The organism is Flavobacterium granuli, from assembly GCF_900129705.1.
GTDB lineage: Bacteria > Bacteroidota > Bacteroidia > Flavobacteriales > Flavobacteriaceae > Flavobacterium > Flavobacterium granuli.
Map to the genome: position 1 here is coordinate 226427 of NZ_FQWO01000002.1, position 17831 is coordinate 244257.

Sequence of the window (17831 nt, forward strand, 5' to 3'; positions counted from 1 at the left end):
TTTGGTGATTTGGGTCCCCAAAAATTTGATGTATTACAATCTAATATTTGTTACTTCAAAATCTATTTCTTACGCTAAACTAAAAATTGATTTGTGATTCTCTTTCAAAATTTTCAGAACAAACCTGCACTATTTTAAATTAGAATTGGCTTAAAAAAACCAATTCTAAAAAACATCATTTTTCATATTCTTTATCATTAAAATCTAATCTTGATCCTCTTAATTCTCTACTCTGACCATTACCATTTTTCCATTGTATGATTTGCTACCACTAGATTCCAATGCTTGTTTGGCCTCCTCGATCGTATCAAATTTATTATAGTAAATAAAATATTTACTGGTATTCACATCATAGAAGAAATTAACATTTCGTTCTCCTGCCGCCACTACTTTGGTCAAGAATGCATCTCTCTTAGCAACATCACTATGAACAGCCAATACCAAGTAATAACCTCCATCCACATTCTGTACATTCTTTACGATCTGCATATTGGATTGCTCATCACCATAATCAAAATCTTCCGGTTTAAAAATTTCTTTACTAAGCGGAGTCGATTCTTTTATTCGTTTCAATGTTGCTACATCATTCAAATATCTGCCTTGATCATTCTCGAAAGAGGCTCGCTTGATTCGGCGTTTTTTCTCAATCTCTATACCTTCTTTAATTTTATCCAATGAAGAAAGTAAATTCGTATTCTTTTGTATTGCTTTCGTTTGATCTAATTTCAAGGCTTCAATCGTTTTTAAATAGAATTGAACCGTTGAATCGTTTTTATTGCTTTTCTTAAGTCGTTCTTTATATAAATTTTCCAAAGTAGCGATCTTGCTATTCTGCATTTTATTTAGTTCTTCAATTTCTGATTCTAAAGAAAGTAATGCACTGTTTTGGGCAGAAACACTCTTAAATGGTTTAGGCTCTTTAAAAATACCTTTATCACTTAAATCATTTTCCTCCTTTAAGTCATTCAGATCTTTCTCTCTATCTGCAACAGTAACGTCAAGTCTTTCTAATAGCTCTTTTTGGGTCTTTTTAGACTCCTCAATAAATTGGGTTAAATTTTTCATTTCCCTGGCATTATCATCCTTAGGCTCTTCAGCGAGTTTAGCCTTAGTTTCAGCTTCCAATTTGGCTTGGGCTTCTGCTTCCGCTTTCAGTTTAGCCTGTGCCAGTGCATCGGCTTTCGCTTGGGCTTCGGCAGCTAATTTGGCTTGGGCTTCTGCATCCGCTTTTAATTTAGCGTCAGCATCGAGTTTGGCCTGTGCCAAGGCATCCGCTTTAGCTTGAGCTTCGGCAGCTAATTTCGCTTGGGCTTCAGCATCCGCTTTTAGTTTCGCATCCGCAGCCAGTTTAGCCTGTGCCAGTGCATCGGCTTTCGCTTTAGCATCTGCTGCTAATTTGGCTTGAGCTTCTGCTTCCGCTTTTAGTTTCGCATCAGCAGCCAGTTTAGCCTGTGCCAGTGCATCGGCTTTCGCTTTAGCATCTGCTGCTAATTTGGCTTGAGCTTCAGCATCCGCTTTTAGTTTCGCATCCGCAGCCAGTTTGGCCTGTGCCAGTGCGTCGGCTTTCGCTTTGGCTTCGGCAGCTAATTTCGCTTTCGCTTCAGCATCCGCTTTTAGTTTCGCATCAGCAGCCAGTTTAGCCTGTGCCAGTGCATCGGCTTTCGCTTTAGCATCTGCTGCTAATTTGGCTTGAGCTTCAGCATCCGCTTTTAGTTTCGCATCAGCAGCCAGTTTAGCCTGTGCCAGTGCGTCGGCTTTCGCTTTGGCTTCGGCAGCTAATTTGGCTTTCGCTTCAGCATCGGCTTTAATTTTGGCATCAGCAGCCAGTTTAGCCTGTGCTAATGCATCGGCTTTTGCTTTAGCATCTGCTGCTAGCTTCGCTTGGGCATTAGCTGCCCTAGTTTTAGCATCGACATAAGGGGTTGTATTTTTAGGTTTTACCGATTTTGGACTCAAATCCGGAACAAATAATGCCCCTTCCTCTTCCTCGTCGCCATAATAATTATTTTTACTTGTAAAATTATACGCAAGTGTAATTTCATGTGAAGATCCAAAATTTGACAAATTGCCTGTCGCCTTTTCAAAATTATATTCAACGGAAATTTTAGGCGTTATATTCAATCCTAAACCAGCCGAAGCTCCATATAAAGTATTATAACCCGCTTGAGCCCAAACACCACTAGGGATTGCAAACATCATTAATCCAGAAACAACGGTTTTCTCTTTCTTGAGCTCTGTTTTTACTAAAGCCGAAAATTTACTTTTATCAAAAAAACCATAGCTGTCCAAATAGCCGGTGTGCATCACATGCAATTCGATGCTTTTTTCAGGATCGTCCTGAACCAGCTGCGATGTTTTCAGATTGTATAAAAACAAATTATTTAGCGATACTCCAAAATCAAGAAAGGCCGTCCCATAATTGATTCCCGGATTTGCGGCAAAAAGAAAATTAGAAGGAATATTATCTAAAGAAGGATCTTGGTAGTTTGTAATTACTTTACCGCTATTGAGACCGCTTTTATAAAAGCCTAAATTTAATCCAAAAGTAAGATTGCTGTCTTGATCTAATTCTACATTTTGAGCGAAATTAGTAACCGCTCCAAAGGTGGTAAAAACACCATAATTCTGCTGAAACAATCCAACGGCGATTCCTTGCGTCTCACTCAACCTACCGGCATAGCTAAACAAATAAGTTTGGGGCGCATTATCAAATTGTACCCATTGTCTTTTATTATAAAAACTGACAAACGTACTTTGTTCCCTAACAAAACTAAAGGTGGGATTAATAATGTATTTATTGAATTTTAACGAATTTCGAACGGGTAAAGCAAAAGAAACCACTCCGTCTTCAGATGTTGTTGTCTGAGAATAAAGTGCGGGGGAAACGCCATAAAATAAAGTCAATAAAAGTAAAATTTTCTTCATATTATTTTATTACCGTTATGGAACCTTTCTTCACTTTTTTATCCTGAGTAGTAATGATATAATAATAGACCGGATTTACATTTTTGAAATCCACCATATTCTCAGGCCAATTATTTTGATAATCATTTGTCTTAAATATTTGTTCTCCTGTGGAGCTCATCAATAGTATTTCGGTATTTGTACCGCTTAAATATTGCTGAGGAATCACCCAAGTATCATTTATCCCATCTCCATTTGGACTTATCAAATTAGGAATCAAAACAACATCCGTATCAACAATAGGGTATTTTATAGTAAAAATAAATTCATCAGAGCCAATACAAGCCGTAGTCTGGCTAATAACAACCTTATAATCCCCTGCCGCTGTTGCATCAAAAGTGGCTCCATTGGCTCCATCAATTAAAACATCATTTAAATACCACTGGTAAGCAGGATTTTCGGCAGTTGTTGTTGTGATTACTGTTTTTATTTCGCCTTCTTTTATTGTATTTGTTCCTGAAATATTAATAGCGCTTGAAAATTGTATTTCCTGCAAATTAATCGATGCATCAGTAGTACATCCCCCTAAATCTACTTTTACAACATATAAGCCCGCTTTACTTGCTTGATAAGTACTCGCAGTTGCTCCTTCAATTTTTACATTGTCAAGGAACCATTGATAGCTATTAGCGGTTTGTGTGCTTAATGTTGTTGAACCTTCAGAAGCGCAAAAGGGATTTCCTTTGCTTGAAGTTATCGTCGAAGCTTGTGCAGTGGACTCAGAAACGGTCACCCTGTTAGAATAAGAATTGGAAGTACAAGAACCATAATTGGTCTCTACATAATATTTTCCGGGTTGGGTTACTGTATAACTACCGGTACTGGCACTTGCCAATAATGTTGGAGGAACTGAATTACCGTTATCCCTAAACCAATTATAGGTCAATGAAGGATACTTTAATGGGGAATCATTGGTACCTGTCCCGGGATTGTCTATTTTTAAAACATAGCTTCCTCCCTTGCAGTAAGTGGCCGTTTCTACAAAATTATTGATGGAGAAAGGTGCATTTTGAATTTGATAATAGGCCGAAAAGGAATTCGAATCGGGGCTGGTAGATGCAGGACTGCTACTCCGTATTCTTATTTTATAGGCTTCACCTGCTATGTTAGTGGGAATTGCAAAATTTAAATTTGCTGCTGACGAAGTTGTAATAACTCCAGGAGCTGAACTAACCAAAATTGTAGGGTTAGAAAAACTTCCCGTTGCGTTCGATAATTCTACAATAAATTGATTATCTGAGTTTAAAGCCGATTGTTGTGAAAAACTAAATACTACTTTAAATGGAGCTGTTGAATTGTAAGCTGCATCTGTACAAATTTGAGTAAAACTAAGCGTAGGTTTACCAATCGTTATTTGAGCATAGCCATCAGTTGCTAAGGCAAGAGCAAAAAACAAAAAACAAAAAAAACTTTTTTTTATTATGGTAGCCATTCCTAAACTGATCTTTATTTAGCATAATTAACAAATATAACTTAGAGGTAATTTAGTATATTTTACATTCATAAGTTTTAAAACCAAATAATTATCCTAGAAACTATTTGTCGACATTTGAAGCAACAATCTTTCCGATTTTTAATCTAAAATCAGGTCTTTTATCATTCAAAAAGTCTATAAAGGTTTCTTTATTGTCACTTTTTGAATAAACATTAGAAAAAATACTATTGCCGTACCAGCTTTCTAAATCTTCATTATTAGAATTAAATTCAGTAAATATATTTCCTTTACAGAAATTGAAATACATTTGTTCAAACTTAATTTTATTCAGATTCTTATCGTTAATTTCCATTTTACTGTCCAATAATACCGCTGGATTAAATCCTGAAATTACAGTTCTTCTGCATTCTAAAGCTGAATTATCGCCTACATAAATCGCTTCTTTAACTAAACCCGACTCGATATCAACGCTTATGTTTTCGCTATTATTAACCAAGGTTAAATTGGTAGCTACAACCAATGTTTGTTTTCTTGCAAAATCAACTTCCTCTTTCGTTACATAAGAAGCAACATCCAAACATCTTGAACCAAACTTACTCGACAAAAATGAAGAACGAATCGCTAATGAATTATCTATATGACATTGTGTACCGTAATTGAATTTATAATCATCACTACTTGATTTAAAGGAGACCATCTTATTCAACTTAAGCTCACCTCCCAATATTTCAAAAGAATCACCTCCTGAATAACTCACCATTACATTTTCTATGATGGTTTTGTTTCCTACACCAGCTAATAGTAAAGAATTAAAATTCTCAGTTCCTTTCAATTTCGCACCGGCAAACTCGATCCTTACAAATTTTAAAATACCTGAATTACTGCTGGTATTTACTCCACCATAGGCTGTTAAAGCCAAATTCAAATCAAAATTTACTGATGAAACACCTCCAAATTTATTAATTGGCGCATCTCCCAATAAGATTATACCACCCCAATCTCCCGCTTTTTTAAGGCTTTTATTAGACGTAAAAACAATTGGGTCGGTTTCTAATCCTTCGGCAATTATTGTAGCTCCTTTGGTAATGACAAGAGAGGCCTTAGATTCAGAGTCACATATAATTACTGTACCGGGATCGATAGTAAGTGTCGCATTATTAGTAACATAAACACTTCCCTGCAACAAATAAATATTTTTCTTTTCTAATCTTGTATTAACGGAAATATTCCCGGCCAAAATTCGATTAGCTTCCCCATAATCTTGCTTATTGGGCTTGAATTCTGTCCAATTGTTTAACCAATTGTTTGATCCTATTATTCCTTTTTCTTGCTGTGCATTTACACTACAAACTACCAAAAGAAAGATGCTAATAATTTGAGTTATGTTTTTCATAAGATAAAAGGTAAGTTGTTAATTTTTTTGAATAAAAAGGCTATTCACTACAAATCATTGAATTCATGTAATGATTTCATGGTATTCTCGTAAAATAAAATAGCTGATATTAAATTTTCTTTGTCTGAATATGGCAACATTCTTCTCTGAAAATCTACTGTTAAATCAAGAAAAGCACTTGTACCTTCGGCCTGAGATTCCATTGCTTTCCTGTTTTCATTATTAGTAGGAATACCTAAGTCAGCAATTGTAACCCCTGGTTTTGTGGCTAAGGCTATATAAGGCAGGGTTTTTACAAGAACCTGTATGCGCTCGACGTACAGCTCTAAAAGCTCCCCTTTTTGCATCCCTCTTAATTCGTCCAAACCGTGGTACTTTTTAATTGAGGCACTTGAACTGATAATACTTCTTGGTGCGTTTTTATTTTGAGAAAAAACAACGCCGGCAGTGAATAAAAACACACTTAAAAAAACAACTTTAGTATTCATAGTTTTAAACTTAAATAGTTACTCTATAGAAACAAAATTAAATAATTAAAATTAATTTACAACATTTATCAACAATTGTTTCCTAAATAAAAGTATTACAAATCAAAAAAAAGAATGCATGATGCCGAAAAAACGAGCTATACAACGACTTTTTTTGAAATATTTTTAAAAAACAAAATGCTGTTAATAAAGATAAAAATGTTGAAAAAAAAGAGGATACAGTAGATGGAAAAATGCTCCATTATTCTTATGCAATTCTAAAAACAAAACCAAAAAAGAAATATTTACGATCGTATTTTCAAAAGATAAAAAGCTAAGTAGAAAGCAATCAAAATAACTATGAACCCCTACTGTCTTTTTAACAATTTAAATACAAAAACTGTTTTTTATTTCAATAATTCAGCGTTGCAATACTAGGGTTTTATATACAATCATGCAATTTTATTTTAATTTATTACTAAAAATTTTAGCAGGAATAAGATGAAATAAATAAAAACTATCAGAAATAACCCTGCCGCATTTATCTCTTAGTAAGCTTGTTTTTTTCTACAAAAAAAAACTTGCCCAAAAACGGTCATGAAAACAACAAAACAAACAGCTTAAAAACAGTGCTTTAACAAATAACAGCTTCCGCCTAAGTACAACAAAACGCATACAAACTTGTCTAATGACTACAAATATTAAAAACAACCAATAGCCCAATAAAAACACCAAACTAAAAACTGATGTTTGCACCAAAAAAATTCAGAATATCATAATAAAAACAAGATCTACAACTAAAAACACTTATTTATTCTAATCAAATGTGTTTTTCTATTATTAATTTTCGATTTCACGTCTCTAAAACTTTGCAATCAAAAATTTTTGACTAACCCATTTTCTTCTATCTTTGCTTCATGCAATTTTCAGAAATTTTAGGGCAGGAACACATCAAAAGTCATCTGACAAGAAGTGCCGATTTAGGCAGAATTCCTCATGCACAATTATTTGTAGGGCCCGAAGGAAGTGGCACCTTAGCCATGGCCATCGCTTATGCCCAATATATTTTATGTGGCAATCAAAATGCAGAAAATCAAGGTTCAAATGAATCTTGCAATTTGAAATTTCAAAAATTATCCCATCCTGATTTACATTTTGCCTACCCAACGGTAACCACCGATGAAGTAAAGAAAAATCCAAAAAGTATCGATTTCATAACCGATTGGAGAAAATTTATTTCTCAAAACCCGTATGGTGGCTTATTTGACTGGTATGCCGTTTTAGGTGTTCAAAACAAACAAGGTGAAATTCGGGTCGATGATGCCCAGGAAATCCTGAAATCATTGTCGTTAAAATCATACGAAGGCGGATACAAAATTATGATTGTTTGGATGGCCGATAAATTAAATATTGCCGCCTCTAATAAATTGTTGAAATTACTCGAAGAACCGCCTGAAAAAACAGTTTTCATTCTGATTTCCGAAAACGAAGAAGACATTATTCAAACCATCCGTTCGCGCTGTCAAGTTTTGCATTTCAATGGCTTGAGCGAACCTATCATTGCAGAAGCGCTGATCAATAGAGAAAAGGCAGATGAAAAATTAGCAGCAAAAATAGCCCACCAAGCACAAGGAAATTACAATATTGCCTTGCATTTGCTTCACGATGATGAGGATGAACATCCTTTTGAACAATGGTTTGTCACTTGGGTCCGTGCCGCTTTTAAAGCTAAAGGAAATGCTGCAGCCATCCAGGATTTAATTCTTTGGAGCGAAAAAATCGCCGGTTTGGGAAGAGAAACTCAGAAAAAATTTCTCGAATTCTGTATCGAAATGTTTCGTCAGGCGCTATTGCTCAATTACGAAACTAAAAGTTTAGTCTATTTTGAACCTAAAGTCGATAAATTTAAACTGGAAAATTTTGCTCCTTTTGTAAACGGAAATAACATCCAGGATATTTTCAAAGAACTTTCGGATGCCATGTACCATGTGGAACGCAACGGAAACGCAAAAATCATTTTAACCGATTTATCCATAAAACTCACCCGATTAATCCATAAAAAATAATACTATGAACAACGTTGCTTCTATTTTAATTTTAGTTTTTTTAGCCATATCCTTTCTTCAATCCGGATATGATAAGCTATTCTATTGGAAAGACAATGTCGATTGGTTGAAAAGCCATTTTGCCAAAACCCCTTTGAGAAATCAAGTACCATTAGCCTTAGCCAACATTCTGGTATTAGAATTAATCGCCGGAATCTTATGCGTCGTAGGCGCTATTCAATTACTGGTAAATGATGGCCGCATGTTTGGCTTTTATGGAGCCATTTTTTCTTGTATCACACTGATTATGTTACTTTTCGGACAAAGACTGGCCAAAGATTATGACGGTGCCAGAACCATTGTTATCTATTTTATCCCCGCAGTTATGGCTGTATACTGGTTAAACTAGCAAAAACCCAATAAAAAAAACAATTACATTGACATATAAAATGACACCAAAACATCCCTCTGAGTCCTTGACTATACTAACCGATTTAGTCTTACCAAGCGAAACCAATCCTTTGAATAACCTTTTTGGCGGCGAATTATTGGCCAGGATGGATCGTGCGGCAAGTATAGCTGCGGGCAGACATTCCCGAAGAATTACCGTAACCGCATCTGTAAATCATGTGGCGTTTAACAGGGCAATTCCATTGGGAAGTGTTGTAAATGTTGAGGCCAAAGTGTCCAGAGCTTTCAAAAGTTCTATGGAAATATTTATTGATGTTTGGGTCGAGGACAGACAATCTGGAAACCGAACAAAAGCCAATGAAGCCATTTACACCTTTGTCGCTGTTGATGACACAGGAAGACCAGTTGAAGTGCCTCAAATAATACCGGAAACCGAACTGGAAAAACAACGTTTTGATGCCGCTTTAAGACGCAAACAACTCAGTTTAGTATTAGCCGGAAAAATGACACCGCACGAAGCTACCGAATTGAAAGCAATATTCCTGTAGCGAATCCAAGTTAACTTTTTTTTTGTGATTAAATATTTGTGAAACAGAAAATTTGAATCAAAAAAAGAAGTATTTTTACAAGCACAAAAATTCATATTCAAAAGAAATTCCAGAAAACAAAGCCTTCCGGAATTTTTTTTCAGTGATAAAATAATATAAATGAAAGAAAAGGTAAAAGAGAAGATGAGTACAGAGAAAGAAGCCAAATTAAAAGCATTACAGCTTACGCTGGATAAACTGGACAAAACCTACGGGAAAGGAACAGTGATGAAAATGGGCGACAAGGCCATCGAAGAAGTAGAAACCATTTCATCAGGATCTCTGGGAATTGATTTAGCTTTGGGAGTTGGTGGTTATCCAAAAGGTAGAATCATTGAAATATATGGTCCGGAGTCTTCTGGTAAAACGACCTTAACACTTCACGCCATTGCCGAAGCTCAAAAAGCGGGCGGAATAGCTGCTTTCATTGATGCTGAACATGCTTTCGACAGAAATTATGCCGAAAAATTAGGTGTAGACATCGAAAATCTAATTATTTCTCAGCCGGATAATGGGGAGCAAGCATTAGAAATTGCCGAAAACTTAATTCGTTCAGGAGCGATAGATATTGTGGTTATTGACTCGGTTGCCGCTTTGACTCCAAAAAGTGAGATCGAAGGCGAAATGGGAGATTCTAAAATGGGTCTTCATGCGCGTTTAATGTCCCAAGCACTACGAAAACTAACCGGGACAATCAGTAAAACTCATTGTACTGTTTTCTTTATCAACCAATTGAGAGAGAAAATTGGCGTAATGTTTGGAAATCCTGAAACCACAACGGGAGGAAATGCATTGAAATTTTACGCTTCGGTACGTTTAGATATTCGTCGTTCTACTCAAATTAAAGATGGTGAGAATGTTATTGGAAACAGAACCAAAGTGAAAATTGTCAAAAATAAAGTGGCGCCGCCATTTAAGGTAGCCGAATTTGATATCATGTACGGAGAAGGTGTTTCAAAAACAGGCGAGATCTTAGATTTAGCAGTAGAATTTGAAATCGTAAAAAAATCAGGATCTTGGTTCAGTTATGGTGAAACTAAATTAGGACAAGGTCGTGATGCGGTGAAATCTTTGATCAAAGACAATCCGGAATTAGCGGATGAACTTGAAGAAAAAATCAAAGCCAGAATAAAGGAATTAGCAGAAAACTAATCCTCTTTTTTTATTATATTTTAAAAATGCTCGAAAAACTTTCGGGCATTTTTTTTTTGACTTAACTCCAATTTAAGATCAATTCTCGCTAAAAAATCCAACTCCTTTATTTTTATCTTACTTTTAAAATAGCCTGATAATTATATATTTATAAGTAAAAACTGAAATTATTTTCATAAAAACACACCTCTGCAAGCAACCATTACAAGCCAAAGGCATCTTTACTATAATTAATAACCATTTAAAATTTTAACGAAATGAAAAAGATTAAATTAAAAATGCTTGGATTAGTTTTATTTGTGGCAGCTGGATTCACGGCTTGTTCTAATGATGACGAACCACAAAAAGTGGTAACCAAAAAATCATTCGTTACGGAAGTGACAGGTCCTACAACTGGAAAAATTAATCAAGAACTTAGCTTAGAAGTTAGCTTTACCGTAGAAAACAATTGTGGAACTTTTAATAAATTTGTAGAAAATACAGTAGAAAACACCAAAACAATTGAAGTTGAATCTAAGTTTGAAGGTATAGGTTGTGATGCTACACCGCTAACAAAACAAACACCATATAAGTTTAAAGCCACAGCCGAAGGAACTTACATTTTAAAGTTTAAAAAATCAGAGACTGAATTTATAACTCAAACGATTATAATAAGCCCTGAAGCTTAGTTCCATAAAAAGAGGTTGTTCCTAGAGCAACCTCTTTTATTTTTAATAAAATACACTATCGGTTAAAAAAAATTCGTTTTTGACGCAACCTTTTTTAAAACTCGTTATCTACGAAAAAGCAGCTTGTTCCAAATGGAACAAAACTGGCTAAATATTAACCTATTAATTTTTTAAAAAGATGAAAAAAATTGCTTTACTAGTACTATTCGTGACAACATTGGTAAGTTGTAGCCTTGATAATGACAACAGGGATACCTATACCTACAGTGTGCTTCCGGTAGATAGCTATACCTTACCTGAAAATTTCAAATTAGGAGAAACCTATGAAATTAAATTAAAATACCAAAAACCTTCTGAGTGCCATATCTTTCAAGGAATTTACTACCATAAGGATTTAAACACAAGAACGATAGCTGTACAAGCCGCAGTAAAAGACAATCAAACTTGTACTGATGTAGTACCAGCATTGTCTGAAACTTCATTTAACTTTACGGTCACTAATACAGGATCATATATTTTTAAGTTTTATAAAGGCAAAGATGCAGATGACAAAGACTTATTTGAAGATGTAGAGATTCAAGTAGTACAATAACTAATTCAGAACAATTCTGTGGCATTAGAACAAATAATCAAGGATTGTAAAAAAAATCACCCCAAAGCTCAGGAGCAATTATATCAATTGTTTGCCAAGAAGTTCTTTGGGGTGTGCTTAAAATATTCCCGTAATTATGAGGATGCCCAAGATAACTTGCAGGATGGTTTTATACTTATTTTTAAAAAAATAGAACAATTCAGCGGTAAAGGCTCTTTTGAAGGCTGGGCCAAAAGAATCATGATAAACAATGCCTTACAAAAATTTAAAGGCGTAAGATTTATGGAGGTACTGGACGAGCATATTTCAGAAGTCGAAGTTGACATAGATGACGAAAAAATATCCCTTGATTATTTATTGAAAATCATTCATGAACTCCCGGATCAATATAGAATCGTATTTAGCTTGTATGTCCTGGACGGCTATTCACATCAGGAAATCAGCGAAATGCTAAACATTTCGACCGGAACAACAAAATCAAATCTTTTCAGAGCACGATTGATTTTGAAAGAAAAAATTGAAAAACTAACAGAAATTAAATTCGAATCATCGGCAAAATGAAAAACAACAAAAACATAGACCGATTGTTTCAAGAAAGATTCAAAGATTTTGAAACAGAACCTCAAGAGCAAACTTGGTCTAACATCCAAGCCGCTTTAAAGGAAGAAAAAAAAGAACGAAAAGTAATTCCGCTTTGGCTGAAATACTCCGGAATTGCAGCAGCCTTTTTTCTGGGCTTTTTTGCGTTGAATACGGTTTTTAAAACCGCTACGGATTCCCCTGACCGCATCGTTCTAGACACTAAGACTTTGAATTCTTCAACCACAGACACTACTTCTGTTCCTATAAAATCAGAGGAAAAGAAAAACAGCATTTATTTAAAAAATAATACAAAAGTTGCACTAACTCCACCAAAAAACCTAAAAAAAACCAACAAGGATGAAAAAGAAATTACAACTCCTGTACCAACAAAAATCACCGTTGGCCAAGCGAAGAATCAAAATTCTGTTGCAGTTTATTTCCAAAAAAATAATTCACCGTTAAAGCAAACTGATCTCAAAAAAGAAACTTCGAAGTCAGAATTAGCGCTCTCAGAAAAAAACAAGCTGAAAAATCCAAATACCACGGAGGAGATTTTTAATATAAAATCGGAAAAACAATCTGTAAAAGAGAAGCCGAATACTGATATTGCCCAAAACGATTCGAAAAAACAAACTGTAGCAGCCCCTGAAAACGAATTAGAAGCGATTTTAAAGACAAAAGAAGAAAGAAAAGGCAAAGTGTTTGCCTCTAACAAAAACAAATGGGAAATCACGCCAAATATTGCCGCGATGTATCCACAGTCAACTTCTAACGGATCCTTTATCGATCCACAATTTTCACAAAATTCAAAAACAACTGATAAAAGCCTTGGGTTTGGTATTGGAGTCAATTATGCCATCAGCAAAAAAGTAGCTTTACGATCCGGAATCAATAAGTTTTCATTGGGATACAATACTAATAATGTGGTGTATTCTTCGGGTTTACAAAACACCACTTTGGCCAATGTCAATTCTACTGCCACTGCGCTGATAGAAGTTCATAATAATGCCAATTTAAATTCGCTGATGTCTTTTGAAAAAAATTTGCAAAAAACAAGCAGCGGTACCATCAATCAAAAAATGGGCTATTATGAAGTTCCTTTAGAGCTTTCCTATGCTGTTTTGGATAAAAAAATAGGCATTAACATCATTGGCGGAATCAGTACTTTATTTCTCGAAGAAAATAAAATTTCATTACTGTCTACCAATACTAACCTGAAACTTGGCGAAGCGAACAACTTAAATTCAGTACATTTCAGCACTAATTTTGGGCTTGGTTTCAAATACAAATTTGTCAAATCATTCCAACTTAACATTGAACCAATGGTCAAATATCAGCTGAATACTTTCACTAATGATTCCGGAAATTTCAAACCAGTCCTTTTAGGCTTATATTCAGGAATTAGTTACCATTTTTAACGTATCAGATTCAAATTCTAACAATTGGGTATAAATAATTTCTCGCACCTTGTCCCTAATTTCCTTACGATCCGTTCCTGTTTTTCCTTTAGTTTCGACAATTTTATGGATTTTAACCCGCATCAAACCGGGGCTTCCGCTGAAAAAAGTATAAGAAAGTCTTTTTTTATTGTCTCCAAAAGTGATGGGAACTATTGGAATTTGATGTTCTATTGCCAATCGAAAAGCGCCATCCTTAAACGAATCCAATAAAACCGATTCATCATCCGGTACACCGCCTTCGGGGAAAATACAAACACTCAAACCTCTGTTTATTCTCTTCTGCGCCTGATTAAAAACTTCCATTCGGCTTTTTGAACAGCCTCTATCGACTAAAATACAAGTCCGTTTATAGAAAAATCCAAACAAAGGAATCTTTGCCAACTCTTGTTTTCCCACAAAAACAAAAGGATTTTTAACAACCGCTAACATCAGCATGATATCGGCCATAGACGTATGATTAGCCACAATCATGTAGCTTTTATGAGAATCTAAAGATTGGGCTTTATCAACTTTATAGTAAAAACCCATTCCAAAAAGAATGAATCGAGCCCAAATTCGCGCCATTTTAAAAAAATAAGGATAGCCTTTTTCTGTTAAAATAGACAACACTAAAAAAGGAAACATAACCAATATGGGTATGGCCATTAAAACATAAAACCAAACCCGCCACAAAGTCCAAAAAATTATTTTTATTCCTTTCATACTGCCAAAAGTATGAAATCGCATACGAATAATAATAAAAGAATTAAATTTGCGAAAATCTTTGCATCCCGATAGCTATCGGGATTGCGGTTAATTAAAAAAAAATGGCAAAAATACTTACTGGTGTTCAAAGTACAGGAACCCCGCATTTAGGAAACTTACTGGGAGCAATCATTCCAGCGATACAATTATCCAATAATTCTGAAAACGAATCCTTTCTTTTCATCGCCGATTTGCATTCGATTACGCAAATAAAAAACGGAAAAACCCTAAGGGAAAATACCTATAGCGTTGCGGCAGCTTGGCTTGCTTTCGGATTAGATGTAAACAAAGTCGTTTTTTACAGACAATCTGATGTGCCCCAAACGGCTGAATTATCATGGTATTTGAGTTGTTTTTTTCCTTTTCAACGCTTGACATTGGCACATTCTTTTAAAGACAAGGCCGACAGACTAGACGATGTAAATGCCGGACTTTTTTCGTACCCCATGTTGATGGCTGCCGATATTTTATTGTATGATGCCGAATTTGTCCCTGTAGGAAAAGACCAATTGCAACATCTTGAAATCACCCGCGATGTCGCTTCGCGTTTCAACCATCAAATGGGAGAAACTTTTGTACTTCCCGAAGCTAAAATTCAGGATGACAGCATGCTGATTCCGGGAACCAATGGCGGAAAAATGAGTAAATCAGCCAATAATATTATCAATATTTTTCTGGATGACAAAGCCCTGCGCAAACAAGTCATGAGCATTGAAACCGACAGCACGCCGCTCGAAGATCCTAAAAATCCGGATACTTGTAATGCGTTTGCGATTTATTCTTTATTAGCCAATGAAGAACAAATTGCCACTATGAGAGCCAATTATCTGGGCGGAAATTACGGTTATGGTCATGCCAAACAGGCTTTGTTTGAGTTGATCATCGAAAAATTCAAAACCGAAAGAGAAAAATACAATTACTACATCAATAATCTGGATGAAGTAGATGCCTTGCTAAAAATTGGTGCCGCAAAAGCTGCAGTAGTTGCCAATGGCGTTCTGGCAAGAGTAAGAGAAAAATTAGGCTATGAATAAATTGCAACCCTTATCAGAGTTTTGAACTCTGATAAGGGTTTTTATTTCCTAAATCGCCTCAAACAATTTCCCCGGCAAAGGTCTTACTACGCCTTTGAGTTCCATATTCAACAGCAAACCCGAAATCCTGTAAATGGGAAAATCGCAATGCAACGCAATGACATCCATCAATTCTTTTCCGGTTTTCAACAGATAATCGTACACTTTTTGCTCGTCCTCGTCCAGAGTGACAAACAATTGTTTTTGAACAGGTTTAACTTCTTTCTCCAGATCCCAATTCAGGATGTAAACCAAATCGGCGGCACTGGTGAGCACATTTGCTTTTTGGGTTTTAATCAGGTTGTTGCAGCCTACACTGTATTTGTCGGTTACGCGCCCTGGTACGGCAAAAACATCGCGGTTGTAGTCATTGGCAATATTGGCCGTAATCAAAGAACCACCTCTTTCAGCCGACTCGATCACAATCGTAGCTTCAGCCATTCCTGCTACGATACGATTTCTGCGAACAAAATTTTCTTTATCCGGATTAGACGAACTCCAAAACTCCGTCATAAAACCGCCGTTTTCTTCTACTTTGGCTACATATTTTTTATGGGCTTTGGGATAGATTTGATTTAAACCGTGAGCCACCACAGCTATCGTTTGCAGATTGTACTCCATCGCACATTGATGAGACACAATATCTACCCCATAAGCAAAACCGCTGACGATTACAGGATTCAAAGGCGCTAAATCCTCAATCAGTTTTCGGCAAAACTCCGTTCCGTAAGAGGTAATTTGGCGCGTACCCACAATACTGATGATTTTTCTGTTTTTTAAATCGATATTACCCGAGGTAAATAACAAAACGGGCCCATCAATACAATGCTTCAAACGATCGGGATAGTCTTCGTCTTGAAAATAAGCCGTTTTAATTCCATTTGTGCTAATAAAATCGAGTTCTTTATGGGCTTTATCAAAAACGGATTCATCCTTTAAGCTTTTTACTGTAATGGAGCCCACACCATCAATGGCGGCGAGTTGTGTTGCTTTTGTTTTAAAAACGGCTTCGGCACTGCCGCAATGGGTGATTAGTTTCTTGGCCATGATATCCCCTACTCCTTCCACTCTTTGTAAAGCCAACACATAAAATAATTCAGATTCTATCATTTTCTAATACGGTTATAGTTTTGAAAAACTGTTCTTTTTACCAAAAAGTAAAGCTTTGACCAAAAATAAATACAAATTAGATTTATAAACTATTTTTAGCTAACTATTTGTTCCTGAAAAGTATACAATTTTTACGGCAATTGTTAATAAAAATTGTGAATAAAATTTTGATAAGTATTTTCATTGTATAACTTTGTAAGTATGAACATTCAACCTTACATCGCCCAGCTTTTATATCGCTATCAATGTGTTACCGTTCCTGGTCTAGGTGCATTTTTGACTGAAACCCAATCGGCACAGTGGATTGAAAGCGCCAATTCATTTTTTCCTCCAAAAAAAATGATCTCTTTTAATGCCAACATTAAAAACAATGATGGTTTATTGGCCAATCATATTGCACAGTCTGAGAAAACTTCTTATGATTATGCCGTTAGCGCTATTCAATATGAAGTCTTGAACTGGAAAAAAATATTGGACGAAAATGGAACGCTTTCGATAAAAAATGTTGGAGATATTAGCCTGAATGCGGATAAGAATTTAGTTTTTATTCCTTCTGAGCAAACCAATTATTTGTCAAGCTCTTTCGGTTTAAGTTCTTTTGTTTCCCCTGTTGTAAAAAGAGAAATCTTCGAGCAAAAAATGGAAGCCATCGAAGAAAAAACTATTATTAAATTAGAAACTGAAGAAAGAAAAAGCACGCCTTATTTGAGATATGCCGCTATTTTTGTTCTGGGATTGGGATTAACTGGAAGCATCGGTTTTAGTTTGTACCAAAATCAATTGGCAAATGAAACTTTGCTTGTTGAGACCGCTGTTCAAAAACAAGTAAACAATAAAATTCAAGAAGCTACTTTCTTTATAAAAAGTCCAATGCCGGCTGTAACTCTTTCGATAAAAGAAGGAAAAATGCCTTATCATGTAATGGCAGGCGCTTTTAGAGAAGAGAAAAACGCACAAAAAATCTTTGAAAGATTATCCAATCAAGGATACAAAGCCAGACGTATCGCGCCAAATAAACACGGACTTTTCCCTGTTGTTTACGGAAGCTACGCCACTTTTGCAGAAGCTGAAAAAGCCAAAAAAGAAATTCAAGAAAAAGACAATCCAGAAGCCTGGCTTTTAATTGAATCTTTATAAAACTAAAAAAC

Annotated in this window: 16 protein-coding genes; 10 read left to right on the forward strand and 6 right to left on the reverse strand. The window is 35.5% G+C overall.

The window, feature by feature from the left end; translation table 11 throughout:
• Positions 1-219: 219 nt before the first annotated feature.
• The 4 genes from BUB25_RS03920 to BUB25_RS03935 form a co-directional block, all read right to left on the reverse strand.
• Complete coding sequence (locus BUB25_RS03920; protein WP_072940288.1) at positions 220-2925, reverse strand: PorP/SprF family type IX secretion system membrane protein; 2706 nt, start codon at positions 2923-2925, stop codon at positions 220-222.
• Between the two features lies 1 nt (position 2926).
• A complete protein-coding gene (locus BUB25_RS03925) occupies positions 2927-4396 on the reverse strand; it encodes a T9SS type B sorting domain-containing protein (protein WP_072940291.1) in 1470 nt (489 codons plus the stop codon).
• A gap of 103 nt (positions 4397-4499) precedes the next feature.
• Positions 4500-5792, reverse strand: coding sequence for a hypothetical protein (locus BUB25_RS03930; RefSeq protein ID WP_072940293.1), 1293 nt, complete (start codon positions 5790-5792; stop codon positions 4500-4502).
• A gap of 47 nt (positions 5793-5839) precedes the next feature.
• Entirely contained in the window at positions 5840-6280 is a 441-nt protein-coding gene (locus BUB25_RS03935) for a hypothetical protein (RefSeq protein WP_072940296.1), read from the reverse strand.
• An 896-nt stretch (positions 6281-7176) separates the two neighbouring features.
• Here BUB25_RS03935 and BUB25_RS03940 point away from each other — a divergent pair.
• The 8 genes from BUB25_RS03940 to BUB25_RS03975 all read left to right on the forward strand — a co-directional run bounded on the left by BUB25_RS03940 (position 7177) and on the right by BUB25_RS03975 (position 13714).
• The gene (locus BUB25_RS03940) at positions 7177-8325 is read left to right on the forward strand and encodes a DNA polymerase III subunit (RefSeq protein WP_072940299.1); all 1149 of its coding nucleotides are present in this window, start codon (positions 7177-7179) and stop codon (positions 8323-8325) included.
• A 4-nt stretch (positions 8326-8329) separates the two neighbouring features.
• A complete protein-coding gene (locus BUB25_RS03945) occupies positions 8330-8713 on the forward strand; it encodes a DoxX family membrane protein (RefSeq protein WP_072940302.1) in 384 nt (127 codons plus the stop codon).
• Between the two features lie 40 nt (positions 8714-8753).
• The gene (locus BUB25_RS03950; RefSeq protein ID WP_072940305.1) at positions 8754-9263 is read left to right on the forward strand and encodes an acyl-CoA thioesterase; all 510 of its coding nucleotides are present in this window, start codon (positions 8754-8756) and stop codon (positions 9261-9263) included.
• Between the two features lie 183 nt (positions 9264-9446).
• On the forward strand, positions 9447-10454 hold the full coding sequence (recA, locus tag BUB25_RS03955) for a recombinase RecA (protein WP_072941004.1): 1008 nt from the start codon (positions 9447-9449) through the stop codon (positions 10452-10454).
• 257 nt (positions 10455-10711) lie between these two features.
• Positions 10712-11122, forward strand: a complete 411-nt coding sequence (locus BUB25_RS03960) for a hypothetical protein (protein ID WP_072940308.1) — start codon at positions 10712-10714, stop codon at positions 11120-11122.
• A gap of 178 nt (positions 11123-11300) precedes the next feature.
• On the forward strand, positions 11301-11714 hold the full coding sequence (locus BUB25_RS03965) for a hypothetical protein (protein WP_072940311.1): 414 nt from the start codon (positions 11301-11303) through the stop codon (positions 11712-11714).
• Between the two features lie 18 nt (positions 11715-11732).
• A complete protein-coding gene (locus tag BUB25_RS03970; RefSeq protein ID WP_072940315.1) occupies positions 11733-12275 on the forward strand; it encodes an RNA polymerase sigma factor in 543 nt (180 codons plus the stop codon).
• Positions 12272-13714: a porin family protein gene (locus BUB25_RS03975; protein ID WP_072940318.1), complete on the forward strand. Its 1443-nt coding sequence runs from the start codon at positions 12272-12274 to the stop codon at positions 13712-13714. Before BUB25_RS03970 ends, BUB25_RS03975 begins: the two co-directional genes overlap by 4 nt.
• On the opposite strand, the gene BUB25_RS03980 is transcribed toward BUB25_RS03975, so the two are convergent.
• A complete protein-coding gene (locus BUB25_RS03980) occupies positions 13691-14458 on the reverse strand; it encodes a lysophospholipid acyltransferase family protein (protein ID WP_072941008.1) in 768 nt (255 codons plus the stop codon). The two genes, BUB25_RS03975 and BUB25_RS03980, sit on opposite strands and share 24 nt — an antisense overlap.
• Positions 14459-14562: 104 nt before the next feature.
• Here BUB25_RS03980 and trpS point away from each other — a divergent pair, with 104 nt between their 5' ends.
• The gene (trpS, locus tag BUB25_RS03985) at positions 14563-15534 is read left to right on the forward strand and encodes a tryptophan--tRNA ligase (RefSeq protein WP_072940321.1); all 972 of its coding nucleotides are present in this window, start codon (positions 14563-14565) and stop codon (positions 15532-15534) included.
• Positions 15535-15582: 48 nt separating this feature from the next.
• Here trpS and dprA read toward each other — a convergent pair whose 3' ends face one another.
• Positions 15583-16683, reverse strand: a complete 1101-nt coding sequence (dprA, locus tag BUB25_RS03990) for a DNA-processing protein DprA (protein WP_072940326.1) — start codon at positions 16681-16683, stop codon at positions 15583-15585.
• 201 nt (positions 16684-16884) lie between these two features.
• Between dprA and BUB25_RS03995 the strand changes: the two genes are divergently transcribed.
• Positions 16885-17820 carry an HU domain-containing protein gene (locus BUB25_RS03995; RefSeq protein WP_072940330.1) on the forward strand — a complete coding sequence of 312 codons (936 nt, stop codon included), beginning with the start codon at positions 16885-16887 and terminating at the stop codon, positions 17818-17820.
• The last annotated feature ends 11 nt before the right edge of the window (positions 17821-17831 follow it).

What these genes read in the sequence shown, in the direction of transcription:
- BUB25_RS03920 (WP_072940288.1), bottom strand. Translation starts at nt 2,925, where the DNA reads ATGAAGAAAATTTTACTTTTATTGACTTTATTTTATGGCGTTTCCCCC.
- BUB25_RS03925 (WP_072940291.1), bottom strand. Translation starts at nt 4,396, where the DNA reads ATGGCTACCATAATAAAAAAAAGTTTTTTTTGTTTTTTGTTTTTTGCT.
- BUB25_RS03930 (WP_072940293.1), bottom strand. Translation starts at nt 5,792, where the DNA reads ATGAAAAACATAACTCAAATTATTAGCATCTTTCTTTTGGTAGTTTGT.
- BUB25_RS03935 (WP_072940296.1), bottom strand. Translation starts at nt 6,280, where the DNA reads ATGAATACTAAAGTTGTTTTTTTAAGTGTGTTTTTATTCACTGCCGGC.
- BUB25_RS03940 (WP_072940299.1), top strand. Translation starts at nt 7,177, where the DNA reads ATGCAATTTTCAGAAATTTTAGGGCAGGAACACATCAAAAGTCATCTG.
- BUB25_RS03945 (WP_072940302.1), top strand. Translation starts at nt 8,330, where the DNA reads ATGAACAACGTTGCTTCTATTTTAATTTTAGTTTTTTTAGCCATATCC.
- BUB25_RS03950 (WP_072940305.1), top strand. Translation starts at nt 8,754, where the DNA reads ATGACACCAAAACATCCCTCTGAGTCCTTGACTATACTAACCGATTTA.
- recA (WP_072941004.1), top strand. Translation starts at nt 9,447, where the DNA reads ATGAGTACAGAGAAAGAAGCCAAATTAAAAGCATTACAGCTTACGCTG.
- BUB25_RS03960 (WP_072940308.1), top strand. Translation starts at nt 10,712, where the DNA reads ATGAAAAAGATTAAATTAAAAATGCTTGGATTAGTTTTATTTGTGGCA.
- BUB25_RS03965 (WP_072940311.1), top strand. Translation starts at nt 11,301, where the DNA reads ATGAAAAAAATTGCTTTACTAGTACTATTCGTGACAACATTGGTAAGT.
- BUB25_RS03975 (WP_072940318.1), top strand. Translation starts at nt 12,272, where the DNA reads ATGAAAAACAACAAAAACATAGACCGATTGTTTCAAGAAAGATTCAAA.
- BUB25_RS03980 (WP_072941008.1), bottom strand. Translation starts at nt 14,458, where the DNA reads ATGAAAGGAATAAAAATAATTTTTTGGACTTTGTGGCGGGTTTGGTTT.
- trpS (WP_072940321.1), top strand. Translation starts at nt 14,563, where the DNA reads ATGGCAAAAATACTTACTGGTGTTCAAAGTACAGGAACCCCGCATTTA.
- dprA (WP_072940326.1), bottom strand. Translation starts at nt 16,683, where the DNA reads ATGATAGAATCTGAATTATTTTATGTGTTGGCTTTACAAAGAGTGGAA.
- BUB25_RS03995 (WP_072940330.1), top strand. Translation starts at nt 16,885, where the DNA reads ATGAACATTCAACCTTACATCGCCCAGCTTTTATATCGCTATCAATGT.